Annotated in this window: 14 protein-coding genes; 9 read left to right on the top strand and 5 right to left on the bottom strand. The window is 69.4% G+C overall.

Annotated features, from left to right (window positions below; translation table 11 throughout):
- The first annotated feature begins 5 nt into the window (after positions 1 to 5).
- The 4 genes from EGT67_RS01950 (at position 6) to EGT67_RS01935 (ending at position 4,532) form a co-directional block, all read left to right on the top strand.
- Positions 6 to 668, top strand: coding sequence for a response regulator (locus tag EGT67_RS01950; RefSeq protein WP_127914341.1), 663 nt, complete (start codon positions 6 to 8; stop codon positions 666 to 668).
- A gap of 81 nt (positions 669 to 749) precedes the next feature.
- Positions 750 to 1,781, top strand: a complete 1,032-nt coding sequence (locus EGT67_RS01945; protein ID WP_127914340.1) for an ATP-dependent 6-phosphofructokinase — start codon at positions 750 to 752, stop codon at positions 1,779 to 1,781.
- 22 nt (positions 1,782 to 1,803) lie between these two features.
- Entirely contained in the window at positions 1,804 to 3,312 is a 1,509-nt protein-coding gene (gatB, locus tag EGT67_RS01940) for an Asp-tRNA(Asn)/Glu-tRNA(Gln) amidotransferase subunit GatB (protein WP_127914339.1), read from the top strand.
- 11 nt (positions 3,313 to 3,323) lie between these two features.
- Positions 3,324 to 4,532, top strand: a complete 1,209-nt coding sequence (locus EGT67_RS01935) for a cation:proton antiporter (protein WP_127914338.1) — start codon at positions 3,324 to 3,326, stop codon at positions 4,530 to 4,532.
- Positions 4,533 to 4,535: 3 nt separating this feature from the next.
- On the opposite strand, the gene EGT67_RS01930 is transcribed toward EGT67_RS01935, so the two are convergent.
- Positions 4,536 to 5,681, bottom strand: coding sequence for a PQQ-dependent sugar dehydrogenase (locus tag EGT67_RS01930; RefSeq protein ID WP_127914337.1), 1,146 nt, complete (start codon positions 5,679 to 5,681; stop codon positions 4,536 to 4,538).
- A gap of 111 nt (positions 5,682 to 5,792) precedes the next feature.
- Here EGT67_RS01930 and EGT67_RS01925 point away from each other — a divergent pair, with 111 nt between their 5' ends.
- Positions 5,793 to 6,707: a DoxX family protein gene (locus EGT67_RS01925; protein ID WP_127914336.1), complete on the top strand. Its 915-nt coding sequence runs from the start codon at positions 5,793 to 5,795 to the stop codon at positions 6,705 to 6,707.
- Positions 6,708 to 6,786: 79 nt separating this feature from the next.
- Here the strand turns inward: EGT67_RS01925 and EGT67_RS01920 are convergent, their stop codons facing one another.
- The 4 genes from EGT67_RS01920 to EGT67_RS01905 all read right to left on the bottom strand — a co-directional run bounded on the left by EGT67_RS01920 (position 6,787) and on the right by EGT67_RS01905 (position 10,386).
- A complete protein-coding gene (locus tag EGT67_RS01920; RefSeq protein ID WP_127914335.1) occupies positions 6,787 to 7,026 on the bottom strand; it encodes a hypothetical protein in 240 nt (79 codons plus the stop codon).
- Between the two features lie 75 nt (positions 7,027 to 7,101).
- The gene (locus EGT67_RS01915) at positions 7,102 to 7,695 is read right to left on the bottom strand and encodes a hypothetical protein (protein ID WP_127914334.1); all 594 of its coding nucleotides are present in this window, start codon (positions 7,693 to 7,695) and stop codon (positions 7,102 to 7,104) included.
- A gap of 155 nt (positions 7,696 to 7,850) precedes the next feature.
- Positions 7,851 to 9,692 (bottom strand): dihydroxy-acid dehydratase, encoded by a 1,842-nt coding sequence (gene ilvD / locus EGT67_RS01910; RefSeq protein WP_127914333.1) that lies wholly within the window; start codon positions 9,690 to 9,692, stop codon positions 7,851 to 7,853.
- 187 nt (positions 9,693 to 9,879) lie between these two features.
- Complete coding sequence (locus tag EGT67_RS01905; protein ID WP_127914733.1) at positions 9,880 to 10,386, bottom strand: PH domain-containing protein; 507 nt, start codon at positions 10,384 to 10,386, stop codon at positions 9,880 to 9,882.
- Positions 10,387 to 10,655: 269 nt separating this feature from the next.
- Here EGT67_RS01905 and EGT67_RS01900 point away from each other — a divergent pair, with 269 nt between their 5' ends.
- The 4 genes from EGT67_RS01900 (at position 10,656) to serA (ending at position 16,077) form a co-directional block, all read left to right on the top strand.
- Positions 10,656 to 12,596, top strand: coding sequence for an acetolactate synthase large subunit (locus EGT67_RS01900; protein WP_127914332.1), 1,941 nt, complete (start codon positions 10,656 to 10,658; stop codon positions 12,594 to 12,596).
- On the top strand, positions 12,593 to 13,096 hold the full coding sequence (ilvN, locus tag EGT67_RS01895) for an acetolactate synthase small subunit (RefSeq protein ID WP_127914331.1): 504 nt from the start codon (positions 12,593 to 12,595) through the stop codon (positions 13,094 to 13,096). Before EGT67_RS01900 ends, ilvN begins: the two co-directional genes overlap by 4 nt.
- Positions 13,097 to 13,172: 76 nt before the next feature.
- The gene (gene ilvC / locus EGT67_RS01890) at positions 13,173 to 14,174 is read left to right on the top strand and encodes a ketol-acid reductoisomerase (RefSeq protein ID WP_206612274.1); all 1,002 of its coding nucleotides are present in this window, start codon (positions 13,173 to 13,175) and stop codon (positions 14,172 to 14,174) included.
- 310 nt (positions 14,175 to 14,484) lie between these two features.
- Positions 14,485 to 16,077, top strand: a complete 1,593-nt coding sequence (serA, locus tag EGT67_RS01885; RefSeq protein ID WP_127914329.1) for a phosphoglycerate dehydrogenase — start codon at positions 14,485 to 14,487, stop codon at positions 16,075 to 16,077.
- Positions 16,078 to 16,096: the final 19 nt, after the last annotated feature.

The raw sequence follows: 16,096 nt of genomic DNA, 5'->3' as shown, positions 1-16,096 counted from the left end.
TCCGGGTGGCGATCACGGTCTTCATTGCGGACGATCAGGCGATGGTGCGGCAGGGCTTCGGGGCGCTGCTGGCCGCCCAGCCCGACATCAGCGTGATCGGCGACGCCCCGAACGGCCGGGTCGCCGTCTCCGAGGTCAAGCGGCTGCGCCCCGACGTCGTGCTGATGGACGTCCGGATGCCGGAGCTCAACGGCCTCGACGCGGCACGTGAAATTCTCTCCGCCGCAATGGATCCGCCGGTGCGGGTGCTGATGCTCACCACGTTCGACATCGACGAGTACGTGTACGAGGCGCTCGGGATCGGTGCGAGCGGCTTCATGCTCAAGGACGCGCCCGCCGAGGAACTGATCCGCGCGGTGCGGGTCGTCGCGGAGGGCGAGGCGTTGCTCGCGCCCAGCGTGACCCGACGGCTCATCGCCGACGTCACCCGGCGCCGGTCGGCCCCGCGCCCGCGTCACCCGCAGCTCGGGTCCCTCACCCCGCGCGAGCGCGAGGTGCTCGAGTTGATCGCGGCGGGGCTGTCGAACACCGAGATCGCCGAACGCCTGTTCGTCGCGGAGCAGACCGTCAAGACGCACGTGGGCAAGGTGCTGTCGAAGCTGGCGTTGCGCGACCGGGCCCAGGCCGTGGTGCTCGCCTACGAATCGGGCCTCGTCACGCCCGGCTGATCGAGTCGGCGTGCCCGATCGGCACGGGAGCGGCAAGATGAGAGGGGACCGCTCTGCTACCCGAACGTCGAGGGGGCCGTGATGCGCATCGGAATCCTGACCGGAGGCGGCGACTGTCCCGGTCTCAACGCCGTGATCCGCGCCGTCGTGCGAACCGCGGACGGCCGCTACGGCAGCACCGTCGTCGGCTTCCAGGACGGCTGGCGCGGACTTCTCGAAGACCGCAAGGTCCAGATGCGCAACGAGGACCGCATCGACCGCATTCTCGCGCGCGGCGGCACGATCCTCGGCACCGCGCGGGTCAACCCGCAGAAGCTGCACGACGGGCTCGACCGGATCAAGCAGACACTCGACGACAACGGCATCGAGGTCCTCATCCCGATCGGGGGAGAGGGCACGCTGACGGCCGGCAGTTGGCTCGCCGACAGCGGGGTTCCCATCGTCGGGGTCCCCAAGACCATCGACAACGACATCGACTGCACGGACGTCACCTTCGGATTCGACACCGCTCTCACGATCGCGACCGACGCGATCGACCGTCTGCACACCACCGCGGAGTCGCACCAGCGCGTCATGCTCGTCGAGGTGATGGGCCGGCACGCGGGCTGGATCGCGCTGCAGTCCGGGATGGCGTCGGGAGCGCACCTGATCCTCGTCCCCGAGCAGCCCTTCGACGTCGACGAGGTGTGCGCGATGGTCAAGAAGCGGTTCCAGCGCGGCGACTCGCACTTCATCTGCGTCGTCGCCGAGGGCGCGGCCCCCGACCCGGAATCCATGACGCTGCGCGAAGGCGGGATCGACGAGTTCGGGCACAAGATCTTCACCGGCGTCGCGCAGCAACTCGCCGTCGAGATCGAACGGCGGATCGGGAAGGAGGTCCGCACCACGGTGCTCGGGCACGTCCAGCGCGGCGGCACGCCCACGCCGTACGATCGGGTCCTGGCCACCCGATTCGGGGTGCACGCCACGGATGCCGCGCACAGCGGACAGTTCGGTCAGATGGTGGCTCTGCACGGCACCGAGATCGACCTGGTGCCGCTGTCGGAGGCGACCAAGCGACTCAAGACCGTGCCGGTGGATCGTTACCGGGAGGCGGCCGCGTTCTTCGGGTGACGAGGCGCATAAACTCATGGGCATGACTGCCGCCGTGTCCGCTGACCTTCTCGACTATGACGCCGTCCTCGCGAAGTTCGAGCCCGTACTGGGCATGGAAGTGCACGTCGAGTTGCACACCGCCACCAAGATGTTCTGCCCGTGCCCGACGGCGTTCGGCGCCGAGCCCAACACCCAGGTGTGCCCGGTGTGCCTCGGAATGCCGGGCGCGCTGCCGGTGGTCAACCAGGCCGCCGTCGAGTCGGCGATCCGCATCGGCCTGGCGCTGAACTGCTCGATCACCCCGTGGGGCCGGTTCGCGCGGAAGAACTACTTCTACCCGGACCAGCCGAAGAACTACCAGATCTCGCAGTACGACGAGCCCATCGCGACCGAGGGCTACCTCGACGTGGTGCTCGACGACGGCACCACGTGGCGGGTCGACATCGAGCGCGCCCACATGGAGGAGGACACCGGCAAGTCGCTGCACGTCGGCGGCGCGACCGGTCGTATCCACGGCGCCAGCCACTCGCTGCTCGACTACAACCGGGCCGGCGTGCCGCTCGTCGAGATCGTCACCAAGCCCATCACCGGTGCCGGTGAGCGTGCCCCCGAGGTCGCCCGCGCCTACGTGACCGCGCTGCGCGATCTACTCAAGGCCCTCGACGTCTCCGACGTCCGCATGGACCAGGGCTCGCTGCGCTGCGACGCCAACGTCTCGCTGATGCCGATCGGCGCGAAGGAGTTCGGCACCCGCACCGAGACCAAGAACGTCAACTCGCTCAAGAGCGTCGAGACGGCCGTCCGCTACGAGATGCGCCGCCAGGGCGCGGTGCTGGTCTCCGGCGGCGAGGTCATTCAGGAGACCCGGCACTTCCAGGAGGCCGACGGCACCACGTCCGCCGGTCGCCGCAAGGAGACCGCCGAGGACTACCGCTACTTCCCGGAGCCGGATCTCGAGCCGGTCGCCCCGAGCACCGAGTGGGTCGAGGAACTGCGCGAAACGCTGCCCGAGCTGCCGTGGATCCGTCGCGCCCGCATCCAGGAGCAGTGGGGAGTGTCCGACGAGGTCATGCGCGACCTCGTCAACGCCGGCGCCCTCGAACTGGTGATCGCGACGACCGAGGCCGGCGCGTCGGCCGACGCGGCGCGGTCCTGGTGGGTGTCCTACCTCGCGCAGCAGGCCAACACGCGCGGTGTCGAGCTCGCCGAACTGCCGATCAACCCCGTTCAGGTCGCCAAGGTGGTCGAGCTCGTCGACAGCGGCAAGCTCAACAACAAGGTCGCCCGCCAGGTCGTGGACTTCGTGCTCGACGGCGAGGGCGAGCCCGAGCAGATCGTCGAGGCGCGCGGGCTCGTCGTCGAGCGCGACGACACCAAGCTGCAGGCCGCGGTCGACGAGGCGCTGGCCGCCAATCCCGACATCGCCGAGAAGATCCGCAGCGGCAAGGTCGCCGCCGCGGGCAAGATCGTCGGCGACGTCATGAAGGCCACCCGTGGTCAGGCCGATCCCGCGCGTGTCAAGGAGCTCGTGCTCGCCGCGTGCAGCTAACGTAGCGGGCCATGGACGCCGCCGTTGCCACATCGCTGTTCTGGATCACGGTCGCGGCGGCGATCGCGCCGCTCATCGCGGGATCGTTGCGGCGCAAGCTGATTCCCGAGGTGGTGCTGCTCCTCGTGGGCGGCATCGTCATCGGTCCGTACGCGCTGGATCTGGCGAACGTCGACACCGAGATCGAACTGCTGCGTGAACTCGGGCTCGGCATGCTGTTCCTGCTCGCCGGATACGAGATCGACAAGGACGAGCTGACCGGGCGCGGCGGTCGCCGCGCCCTGGTGACCTGGCTGGTGTGCCTCGCGCTCGCGTTCGCGATCGTCGGTGCCCTCTCGGCCGCGGGCCTGGTGCATTCGGAGATCGCCGTCGCGATCGCGCTCACCTCGACCGCGCTGGGCACGCTGCTGCCGATCCTCAAGGACCGGGGTCTCCTCGCGACCCCGGTCGGGCGCTCGGTTCTCAATCACGGCGCGATCGGTGAGATCGGCCCGGTCCTGGCGATGGCGGTGCTGCTGGGGGCGCGCGGGGCGGTGCTGTCGCTGGTCGTGCTGGCCTTCTTCGCCCTGGTCGCGGTCGTCGTCGCGGTGCTGCCGGCCCGCATCCTCCGCGAGGGCACCGCGCTGCTGGCCGTGATCCGGCGCGGATCCGACACCACCGCCCAGACGACCGTGCGACTGGTGATGCTGTTGCTGGTGGCGCTCATCGCGGTGGCCGCCGTCTTCGATCTCGACATCATCCTGGGTGCCTTCGCCGCGGGCTTCATCCTGCGGCGCACCGTGCCGGGCGGCAACGAACAGCTCGAACACAAGCTCGAGGGTCTTGCCTTCGGCCTGCTCATCCCGATCTTCTTCGTCACCTCCGGGATGGCGATCGACGTCTCCGCGGTGGCCGGCGAACCCCTGGTACTGCTGGCCTTCCTCGTCCTGCTCCTGGTGGTCCGGGGTCTGCCCGTGTTCGTCGCGTCGCGCTACGACCGCGGACCGGCCGGCGCGAACTTCGACACCCGCGAGCAACTCCAGGTGGCGCTGTACTCGACCACCGGTCTGCCGCTCATCGTCGCGGTCACGGGTGTCGCGGTCTCCGCCGGTCAGATGTCCAACGGGACCGCATCGATCCTCGTGGCCGCCGGCGCCATCACGGTCCTGGTGCTGCCGCTGCTCGCAAGCGCGCTCGGCACCAAGACCCCGAGCGAGCCGCGCGACCAGCTTCCGGCGTGAGCGTCAGTCGACGCCGCCGGCACCCGACGGCAACGGGAGCTTGACCACCCGGTCGTCGGTGGGTCCGGGGGTGCCACCCGACTTGTTGACCGTCGCTGCCCAGATCTGTCCGTCACCGCTGATCGCGGTTCCACCGAGGCGGCCGTAGAGGTTCTGTGCCAGCAGCGCCGGTGCCGTCGAGACGCCACCGGTCTCGCGGTCGGTCGCGAAAACCGCCATCGCCCGAGCGTCGTTCAGCGCCACCGCTACCGCGCCCGGGATCGCCGCACAGCCCGCGACGCCGGGCTTGTCCGGCCACGTCCAGGCGGGCGCGCCGACGGTGCCGTCGGCACCGACGCGCTGCAGTCGGTCCTCCACGACCGTGCGGTCGGCCACCCAGACGGCACCGCCAGGTTCCGGGCAGACGTCGCCGGCCCGCCCGATCCCGGAGAGCACCACCGCCGGTCGAGGCGGGTTGGGCGTCGACGACAGCGCGGTGACGCGCAACAGCTTCCCGGCGAGCGACGCGGGATCGGCAGCGGCAGCAGGGTTCCCGGCGTCGCCGGTGAGGACCATCAGCTCGCTCGGCGTCGAGAAGGCCAACGCGCCCGCGTTTCCGGCGGCGCCGCGCGGAATGCCGGTCAGCACGTCCTTGGGCGCATCACCGGGCGCGATCCGCACCACCCGGTTGTCGCTCGGCGTCGTGATGTACGCGTAGAGCAGGTTGTCCTCGGCGAAGGTGGGCGACAGCGCGATGTCGAGCAGCCCACCGTCCGACCCGGAATCGACCGGGACCCTCGCGAACTCGGCGGGCTTCTGGCCCGGCGCCACCCGCAGGATGCGTCCGGTGCGGCGCTCGGTGACGAGCGCGGAACCGCCGTCGGGGAGCATCACCATCCCGCCCGTGGTGTCCAGGCAGGTCGCGACGACGTTGGGATCGCGGTCGAAGCACGGATCGTCCGGCACGGACGGTTCGGGCGCGGTCGACGGCGCCGCGGACGGCTCCTTCGGTTGGACCTCGGCGCCGGAGCCGAACGTCGGTTCCGGGGTGAACGGCGAGGACGCGGAGTCGTCGAACCGGGCGCATCCGGCGATCGTGAGCACCGTGATCGAGAGGAGCGCGGTCGCGGCCGTACGCCGGACCGCCCGGGTCCGTTGACCAATCGTCATGGTGCAGACGTTACGGAAAGTCCGTGGGGTGCCGCCACGCGGTGCGATGTGACCGGCGCGCCGGGCTGCGGTACCCGGTGATCTTCGGCGAGCGCACCTAGGCTGCAGTTCGTGACTGACAAGCCGAAAGATCACACCGAGACCCTCGGCGGGGCATCCGCACCGAGCCCGTTCGACCAGCCGACCGAGAGGTTCCCGGTGCAGTCGACCCGGCCGCTCGTGCCGCAGACCGACGACGATCTCGATTTCGGCGCCCGGAACGCGGACAGTCTGCCGACCGAGCAGATCCCCACCTTCCGGCCGGTGCAGCCGCCCGCGGCACCGATCCCGGTGGAGGATCAGCCCACTGAGGTGATCGAGCGCGGCGAGCCCGCAGTGGCCGAGCCCACCGTCGCCATCCCTCCGGTGACGGAGACCCTGATGTCCGAACCGATCGTGTCGGAGCCGATCGGGTCGCCGCCCCCGGTCGCCGGGCCGGTCGCCGTCCCGCCCGCGTCGTCGGACGACTCCCGTCGCGGCACGCTCGACGTGGGCCTGCTCGTTCTGCGTCTCGCGGTCGGCGGGACGCTGCTCGTGCACGGCCTGCAAAAGCTCGCGGGATGGTGGAACGGACCCGGGCTGTCCGGCTATCGCGACGAGCTGATCGACGCCGGATTCGACCACGCGCGGGTCCTGGCCGCGGCCGGTGCGGTCGGTGAGGTGGCCGGCGGCGCGCTGCTGATCCTGGGCCTGATCACGCCGGTGGCGGCGGCCACGATCCTCGCGGTGATGATCAACGCGTGGTGCCTGAAGCAGTCGATGGTGCCCGGACTCGAGTACTTCGCGCCCGAGGGCATCGAGTACGAGACCCTGTTGGGTGCGGCCGCCGCGGCGATCATCCTGACCGGTCCGGGGCGCATCTCCCTGGACGGCCGACGCCCCTGGGCGACCCGCCCGCACGCCGGCTCGGTGGCCATCCTCGTCGCGGGGGTCGCCGTCGGCGTGTGCGTCTGGCTCTTCCTCAACGGCGCCAACCCCGTCATCTGACGCCGCCGCTCCGGTTTTCGTCGTGCCGCTCCTCCCATCGGGGGAGCGCCGCCACCATTTCCGGAGCGGCAGCGCCGATTCAGCCGAAGGCGCGCCGCAGCCTGCGCGCCACTTCCGCGGGCTCGCTCAACTCCCTCCAGCCCCAGCGGGCGACGCCGTAACCGGCACGCCGAATGCGGTCCTCACGCAACTTCTCCTCGATGACCGCCTGTTCGGTGGTCTGACCGGGGCGCAGGTGCTTGGTGTACTTGGCGAGGCCGTCGAACTCGCCGACCGCGCGCTGGTCCTCGAAGAAGAAGTCGACGCGACCGATCGGCATGCCGTCGTCGTGAAGTGCGCGCTGGAGGTCGGGCCTCGGTAACCGCTCGCGGTGGAATAGCACGCGACTGCGGGATCAACCGACAATCTCGCTGCTCCCGTCCATGAACGCGACCGCCCGCGCCGCCTGTGCAGCGCCGCGCCGTCCGCGGCACCGGGCCAACGCGTCGTCGAGACCTGTGGGCGTCACCAGCCCGGTCGCCAGCGCGTGATCTCCCGAAACGACGGCGCTCTCGAAGGGCGCCGTCCGTGCGAGGTCGAGCACCGTGCGGGGCGGCGAAGTGACGCACACCCCGTCCACGACGACGACGTCCTCGGCGGGAAGGCTCGCCACGTGCACGTGGCGGCGAGCGGTGATCTTGCCGCCCGATGCGCGGTCGAGCGTCGAATGCACCCGCTGCAGGGGCACGTTCCACACGGCGATCCCGTGCAGCACCGCGGCGGACACGTGGCTGACGACGGCATCCGGGCACGCGGACGCCGTGGCGAGTACGGCCAGGCGGTGCTGCGCGACGGAATCGAGCTGCGCGAGGTCGGCTGCGCGGACGTATGCACCGGGTCGGACTGCGAGCAACTCTCGTGACCGACGGGCCGCGCGCAGTTCGTGATCGGTGAACCCGCGTTCGAGTGCGTCGGCTCTGAACACGAGTGGTGTGCCGTCGAATTCCATGGCCTGAGCCTGCCGCCCCGCCCGGCGTCGAGGGTGCGCGCTCTGCGATCTGTGGATGGATATTTCGGTATCCACAGATTTGCCGCTCCGGAAACGGCTGTGCCGCGCCCCCGATCGGGAACGCGGCACAGCGAAACGCGGAGCGGCAGGTGGTCTTACGGCACCTGGCGGACGGCGCCCTTGTCGGCCGAGGTGGCCAGTGCGGCGTAGGCACGCAGCGCGGTGGTGACGGTGCGCTGGCGGTCCACCGGCTGCCACGGACGCTCGGACGCCTCCATCTTGGCGCGGCGCTGCGCGAGGGTCTCGTCGTCGACGAGGACCTCGAGCGTGCGGGTCGCGACGTCGATGCGGATCTGGTCGCCGTCCTCGACGAGGCCGATCACACCGCCCGACGCGGCCTCGGGGGAGATGTGGCCGATCGACAGGCCCGACGTGCCGCCGGAGAAGCGGCCGTCGGTGATCAGGGCGCACTCCTTGCCCAGACCCGCACCCTTGAGGAACGCGGTGGGGTGCAGCATCTCCTGCATGCCCGGGCCGCCCTTGGGGCCCTCGTACCGCACGACGATGACGTCGCCCGGCTTGATCTGCTTCTGCAGGATCACCGAGACGGCGGCCTCCTGCGACTCGACGACGACCGCCGGGCCCTGGAAGGAGAACAGTTCCTCGTCGATGCCGGCGGTCTTGAGGATCGCGCCGTCGACGGCGATGTTGCCGCGCAGCACGCACAGGCCACCCTCGACGGTGTAGGCGTGCTCGAGGTCGCGAATGCAGCCGCCCTCGGCGTCGGTGTCGAGCGCGGACCAGCGGTTGCTCGTCGAGAACGGCTCGGTGGTGCGCACGCCGCCCGGAGCCGCGTGGAACAGCTCGATGGCCTCGTCGGACGCCTTGCCGGAGCGGATGTCCCAGGTGTCGAGCCACTCGTCGAAGCTCTTGGTGTGCACGGTGGAGACGTCGGTCTCGAGCAGGCCTGCGCGGCGCAGCTCACCCAGCAGTGCGGGGATGCCACCGGCGCGGTGGACGTCCTCCATGTGGTAGTCCGAGTTGGGGGAGACCTTCGACAGGCACGGCACCCGACGGCTGATCTCGTCGATGGTGGACAGGTCGAAGTCGACCTCGCCCTCCTGCGCGGCGGCGAGCGTGTGCAGGACGGTGTTCGTGGAGCCGCCCATCGCGACGTCGAGTGCCATCGCGTTGCGGAACGCCTTGGGGGAGGCGATGTTCCGCGGCAGAACCGACTCGTCCTCGTCGCGGTAGTAGCGCAGAGCGGCCTCGACGACGGTGGTGCCGGCGCGGCTGAACAGCGCCCGACGCGCCTCGTGCGTGGCCAGCGTCGAACCGTTGCCGGGCAGGGCCAGGCCCAACGCCTCGGTGAGGCAGTTCATCGAGTTGGCGGTGAACATGCCCGAGCACGAACCGCACGTCGGGCACGCGCTGCGCTCGACCTCGTCGAGGCCCTCCTCGGTCACCGAGTCGTTGGCGCTCGCGGAGATCGCGGTGATCAGGTCGGTGGGGGCCTGCGCGACGCCGCCGACGACGACGGCCTTGCCGGCCTCCATCGGGCCGCCCGAGACGAACACGGTCGGGATGTTCAGGCGCATCGCGGCGTTGAGCATGCCGGGGGTGATCTTGTCGCAGTTCGAGATACACACCAGCGCGTCGGCGGTGTGGGCGTTGACCATGTACTCGACGGAGTCGGCGATGATCTCGCGGCTCGGGAGGGAGTACAGCATGCCGCCGTGGCCCATCGCGATGCCGTCGTCGACCGCGATCGTGTGGAACTCGCGGGGAACGCCGCCGGCGGCGCGCACGGCCTCGGCGACGATCTCGCCCACGTTCTTCAGGTGGACGTGGCCGGGGACGAACTGCGTGTAGGAGTTCGCGATCGCGACGATCGGCTTACCGAAGTCGGAGTCCGTCATACCGGTAGCGCGCCAGAGCGAGCGGGCTCCGGCAGCGTTGCGTCCGACGGTGGTGGTGCGTGACCTGAGCGGGGGCATGGGCGATTCCTTCGTCGATCAGCGGTTCTCGGCGGCGGGCTGTGCGCGCCGAGCGCGGCGTAATTCGTAAACAGATGGGCCCGTGAAAGTGCTGGTCGGCTGGACCCGATTTCGGCTGGTGCGGCCGTCTCGTCATCTCCGGTGGGAGCGGGAGACATCCTGGTGAGACGCTACTCCCGCGCACGGATCAGTCGGTATTCGGCTCCGCGTCGGTGGACACGTCGGTACCGGCGGATTCGGCCGATTCGGCGGACTCGGTCCGCGCCTTCTCGCGCTCGGCCTCGCGGGCCGCGGCGTACGGGTCGGTGACGCGGCCACCGCTCGCGGACGCCAACTGGGGCAGACGCCCGAACGTCACGGTCGGCAGCGACACCTCGGTGCCGTCGACGAGGTCGGCCCGAGCCCAACCCCGCTTGGGGAAGCGGAACCCCTTGATCTGATCCCACGATATGGACCGCGAGGAGAAGGTGTGGCGCAGCTCCAGCCCCTCGGGCGTGACCGTGGTACGCACGCGCAGCACCCAGGCTCCGACGAGGAACGGGATGACCAGCATCCAGCCGAATGCCGCGGGCCACCCGAGTACGGGGAAGCTGATGCAGAACAGCAGGAAGATGCACGCGATCAGCGCGAGCGGGGAAATCCGGATGACCTGTCGGCCGTCGTCGGGCGTGTGGGATGATGACTGTGGTGGCACGGGCTGCTGAGGAGATGACACCTCTACATCTTCGCACTGCAGCCGAGGCATCTTACATTCTGGGACAGCGCACTCACCAAAGTTGACTGTCTACCAATAGCGCGCCTACCGTCGAGCGCGTGAAGCAGAATGAGTTGCTCGTAATCGGCCGGCGCGTCGTCGCCTGAGCCGGTTCCCGCAACTCGCCAGATAACGACGCGCCACCCTCGTACAGCTGATGCTGACGAGGGTTTTTTGTTGCCCGGAGCCAGAATCAAAGAGGATTTCCAGTGAGCGCACCAACCGCACGGCCTCAACCCACGCCGCGCAAGTCGGGAGCAGCGAGCCCGACCGCGGCGGCCGCCGCCACGCAGACCGGTAACCGTCGTCAGGTCGCCCCCGAGCGGGTCACCGGCGCGCAGTCCGTGGTCCGCGCCCTCGAGGAGCTCGAGGTCGACACGGTGTTCGGCATTCCGGGCGGCGCCGTTCTCCCGGTGTACGACCCGCTCTTCGATTCGCAGAAGGTTCGCCACGTCCTGGTGCGTCACGAGCAGGGCGCGGGTCACGCCGCGACCGGTTACGCGCAGGCCACCGGCAAGGTCGGCGTCTGCATGGCGACCTCCGGCCCGGGCGCGACCAACCTGGTGACGCCGCTCGCCGACGCACAGATGGATTCGGTCCCCGTCGTCGCGATCACCGGACAGGTCGGCCGCGGCCTGATCGGCACCGACGCCTTCCAGGAAGCCGACATCTCGGGCATCACGATGCCGATCACGAAGCACAACTTCCTGATCACCGACGGTGTCGACATCCCGCGCATCCTCGCCGAGGCGTTCTACCTGGCGTCGAGCGGTCGCCCCGGTGCGGTCCTCGTCGACATCCCGAAGGACATCCTGCAGGCGCAGACCACGTTCTCGTGGCCGCCGGAGATGCACCTGCCCGGCTACCGTCCGGTCACCAAGCCGCACGGCAAGCAGGTTCGCGAGGCCGCGCGCCTGATCGCCGAGGCCAAGTCCCCCGTGCTGTACGTCGGTGGTGGCGTGATCAAGGCCGAGGCGTCCCCCGAGCTGCTGGAGCTGGCCGAGCTGACCGGCATCCCCGTCGTCACGACGCTGATGGCGCGCGGAGCCTTCCCGGACAGCCATCAGCTGAACTGCGGCATGCCGGGCATGCACGGCACCGTCGCCGCCGTCGCCGCGCTGCAGAAGAGCGACCTGCTGATCACCCTCGGTGCGCGTTTCGACGACCGGGTCACCGGTCAGCTCGACTCGTTCGCGCCGGACGCGAAGGTGATCCACGCGGACATCGATCCCGCGGAGATCGGCAAGAACCGCCACGCGGACGTCCCGATCGTGGGCGACTGCAAGGAGGTCATCACCGAGCTGATCGAGGCGATCCGCGCCGACCAGGCGACGGGCACGACCCTCGACCTCACCGAGTGGTGGGCCTACCTCGACGGCATCCGCCGCACCTACCCGCTGGCCTACGACCGTCCCTCGGACGGTGCGCTGTCGCCCGAGTACGTGATCCAGGCCGTCGGCCGGCTCGCGGGCCCCGACGCGATCTACTGCGCCGGTGTCGGTCAGCACCAGATGTGGGCGGCGCAGTTCGTCAACTACGAGAAGCCGCGCACGTGGCTGAACTCGGGTGGCCTCGGCACGATGGGCTACGCCGTGCCGGCCGCGATGGGCGCCAAGATGGGCCTGCCGGATCGCGAGGTGTGGGCCATCGACGGTGACGGCTGCTTCCAGATGACGAACCAGGAACTGGCCACGTGTGCCGTCGAGGGCGTGCCGATCAAGGTCGCGCTCATCAACAACGGCAACCTGGGCATGGTCCGCCAGTGGCAGACGCTCTTCTACGACGAGCGCTACTCCAACACGAACCTGGGCACGCACGGCGCCGTGCGCATCCCGGACTTCGTCAAGCTGGCCGAGGCGCTGGGCTGCGTCGGCATCCGTGTCGAGCGCGAGGAGGACGTCGAGGACGCCATCCGCACCGCGCAGTCGATCAACGACAAGCCCGTCGTCATCGACTTCATCGTCGGCAAGGACGCGCAGGTGTGGCCGATGGTCGCCGCCGGCACCAGCAACGACGAGATCATGGCGGCGCGGGGCATCCGTCCGCTGTTCGACGAAGACGAGGCTGCGGCCGAGCCCGCAACCATCCACGAGGCCATGGAACGCGAGCAGCGTGCCGGTGAGGCCGAAGCCGGAGAGGATCGCCAGTGAGCACCAGCCACACCCTCAGTGTTCTCGTCGAGGACAAGCCGGGCGTGCTGGCCCGTGTCGCTGCACTTTTCTCCCGCCGTGGATTCAACATCGAGTCCCTCGCCGTCGGCGGCACCGAGGTCCCGGACATCTCGCGCATGACGATCGTCGTCACGGTCGACGAGTTCCCGCTCGAGCAGGTGACCAAGCAGCTCAACAAGCTCGTCAACGTCATCAAGATCGTCGAGCAGGACAACGAGGCCTCGGTCGCGCGCGAGCTGGTCCTGATCAAGGTCCGGGCCGACGCGAGCGTCCGCACGCAGGTGATCGAGACCGTGAACCTGTTCCGCGCCAAGGTGATCGACGTTTCGCCGGAGGCCGTCACGATCGAGGCGACCGGTACCCGTTCCAAGCTCGATGCGCTCCTGCGCATGCTCGATCCGTTCGGCATCCGCGAGATCGTGCAGTCCGGTGTGGTGGCGGTCGGCCGTGGGCCGAAGTCCATCACGGCCACCCGCTAGAACCGTTCACCCGCCAACAACAGACAATCAAGCGTTCATAGAACCCAGAGGGAAGGTAAGAACTGTGGCAGTCGAGATGTTCTACGACGACGATGCAGACCTGTCGATCATCCAGGGCCGCAAGGTCGCGGTCATCGGCTACGGCAGCCAGGGCCACGCGCACTCGCTGAGCCTGCGCGATTCCGGTGTCGATGTGCGCATCGGCCTCCAGGAGGGTTCGAAGTCTCGCGCCAAGGCCGAGGAGCAGGGCCTGACCGTGGGCACGCCGGCCGAGGTTGCCGAGTGGGCCGACGTCATCATGGTGCTCGCCCCCGACACCGCTCAGGCGTCGATCTTCAAGAACGACATCGAGCCGAACCTGAAGGACGGCGACGCGCTGTTCTTCGGCCACGGCCTCAACATCCACTTCGACCTGATCACGCCCCCGGCGAACGTCACGGTCGGCATGGTCGCGCCGAAGGGACCCGGCCACCTGGTGCGTCGCCAGTTCGTCGACGGCAAGGGTGTTCCGGCCCTGATCGCCGTCCACCAGGACCCGAAGGGCGAGGGCCAGGCCCTGGCTCTGTCCTACGCGAAGGGCATCGGCGGCACCCGCGCCGGCGTCATCAAGACCACGTTCAAGGAAGAGACCGAGACGGACCTCTTCGGCGAGCAGGCCGTGCTCTGCGGCGGCACCGAGGAACTGGTCAAGACCGGTTTCGAGGTCATGGTCGAGGCCGGCTACGCGCCCGAGATGGCGTACTTCGAGGTGCTGCACGAGCTCAAGCTCATCGTCGACCTCATGTACGAGGGTGGCATCGCCCGCATGAACTACTCGGTGTCCGACACCGCGGAGTTCGGTGGCTACCTGTCGGGCCCGCGCGTCATCGACGCCGGCACCAAGGAGCGCATGAAGGCGATCCTGGCCGACATCCAGTCCGGCGAGTTCACCCGCCGCCTGGTCGCCAACGTCGAGAACGGCAACAAGGAGCTCGAGGCTCTCCGCAAGGAGAACGCCGAGCACCCGATCGAGGTCACCGGCAAGAAGCTGCGCGACCTGATGAGCTGGGTCGATCGTCCGATCACCGAGACGGCCTGATCCACAGCTGACAGCTTCGGCCCGAGGGTCGCGCGTCCGGTACGCGTGGCCCTCGGGCCGAAGTGGTTTCCGGGTGTGGCGTGAATCTCCGATTCCTCCACCGGGGTGTCCACTATCTGGTAATGGATACCCGCCCTGCGGAATGGCTCGGTCCGCCCCACTAAACTGATTGCGACCACGGCCGTTCGCGTGCGCCCTCGCGGTGCCCGGTCGTGGACATCCCGCTCGACCTTCGAAGAGGTCTCGACGACATCTTCGGAGCCACTGACAGACACAGACACAGCCCGACACCGAACTAGGGAGTTGACTCGTGAGCCAGAATGGCCGCCCCGTTGTCCTGATCGCCGACAAGCTCGCACAATCGACCGTCGATGCGCTCGGAGACGGTGTCGAGGTCCGCTGGGTCGACGGCCCGGACCGTCCCGCGCTGCTCGCGGCTGTGCCGGAGGCCGACGCGCTGCTGGTCCGCTCCGCCACCACGGTCGACGCCGAGGTGCTCGCCGCCGCGACGAAGCTGAAGATCGTCGGCCGCGCCGGTGTCGGACTCGACAACGTCGACATCCCGGCCGCCACCGAGCGTGGCGTCATGGTCGTCAACGCGCCGACCTCCAACATCCACTCGGCCGCCGAGCACGCCGTCTCGCTGCTGCTGTCGACCGCCCGTCAGATCCCGGCCGCCGACCGCACGCTGCGTGAGAAGACCTGGAAGCGTTCGAGCTTCAACGGCACCGAGATCCTCGGCAAGACCGTCGGCGTCGTCGGCCTCGGCCGCATCGGTCAGCTGTTCGCGCAGCGCCTCGCCGCGTTCGAGACCAATGTCATCGCGTACGACCCCTACCTGCCGGCCGCTCGCGCCGCGCAGCTGGGCATCGAGCTGGTCGACATCGACGAGCTGGTCGAGCGCGCCGACTTCATCTCGGTCCACCTGCCCAAGACCAAGGAGACGGCGGGCCTCATCAACGCCGAGCGCCTGGCCAAGGCCAAGGACGGCGTCATCATCGTCAACGCCGCCCGCGGTGGCCTGATCGACGAGGACGCGCTGTACGACGCGCTCGTGAACGGCAAGGTCCGCGCCGCCGGCCTCGACGTGTTCAACACCGAGCCGTGCACCGACTCCAAGCTGTTCGAGCTCGACAACGTCGTCGTCACCCCGCACCTCGGTGCCTCCACCTCGGAGGCCCAGGACCGCGCCGGCACCGACGTCGCCAAGAGCGTCCTGCTGGCCCTGGCCGGCGAGTTCGTGCCGGACGCCGTCAACGTCTCCGGTGGCCCGGTCGGCGAAGAGGTCGCTCCGTGGCTCGAGCTGGTTCGCAAGCTCGGCCTGCTCGCCGGCACCCTGTCGCCCGAGGCCGTCCAGAACGTCCAGGTCGTCGCGAGTGGCGAGCTGTCGGCCGAGAATGTCGACATCCTGGGCCTGGCCGCCCTGCGTGGCCTGTTCTCCGCCAGCAGCGACGAGGCCGTCACGTTCGTCAACGCCCCCCAGCTCGCCGAGCAGCGCGGCGTGGGTGTCGAGGTCGAGAAGCACAGCGAGGCCCAGACCCACCGCAGCGCCGTCGAGGTCCGCGCGGTCGCAGCCGACGGCACCGTGACCACCGTCGCGGGCGCGCTGACCGGCCTGCAGCAGGTCGAGAAGATCGTGAACATCAACGGCCGCAGCTTCGACCTGCGCGCCGAGGGTCACAACATCGTGGTGCACTACGCGGACCGTCCGGGCGTGCTCGGCGTCCTGGGCACCGTCCTCGGCACCGCCGGCATCGACATCCAGGCCGCCGCGCTGAGCCAGGACGTCGAGGGTGAGGGCGCCACCGTCATCCTGCGTGTCGACCGCGTGGTCGGTGACGCCGAGGTCTCGCAGATCGTGGAGCAGCTCGACGCCCGCGTCGCGCAGGTCGACCTGTCCTGATCCTCCCCATCCCTACCCG

The sequence above is a fragment of the Prescottella agglutinans genome, from assembly GCF_004011865.1.
GTDB classification, from domain to species: Bacteria; Actinomycetota; Actinomycetes; order Mycobacteriales; family Mycobacteriaceae; genus Prescottella; species Prescottella agglutinans.
This window is presented reverse-complemented; position numbering and strand designations above follow the sequence as displayed.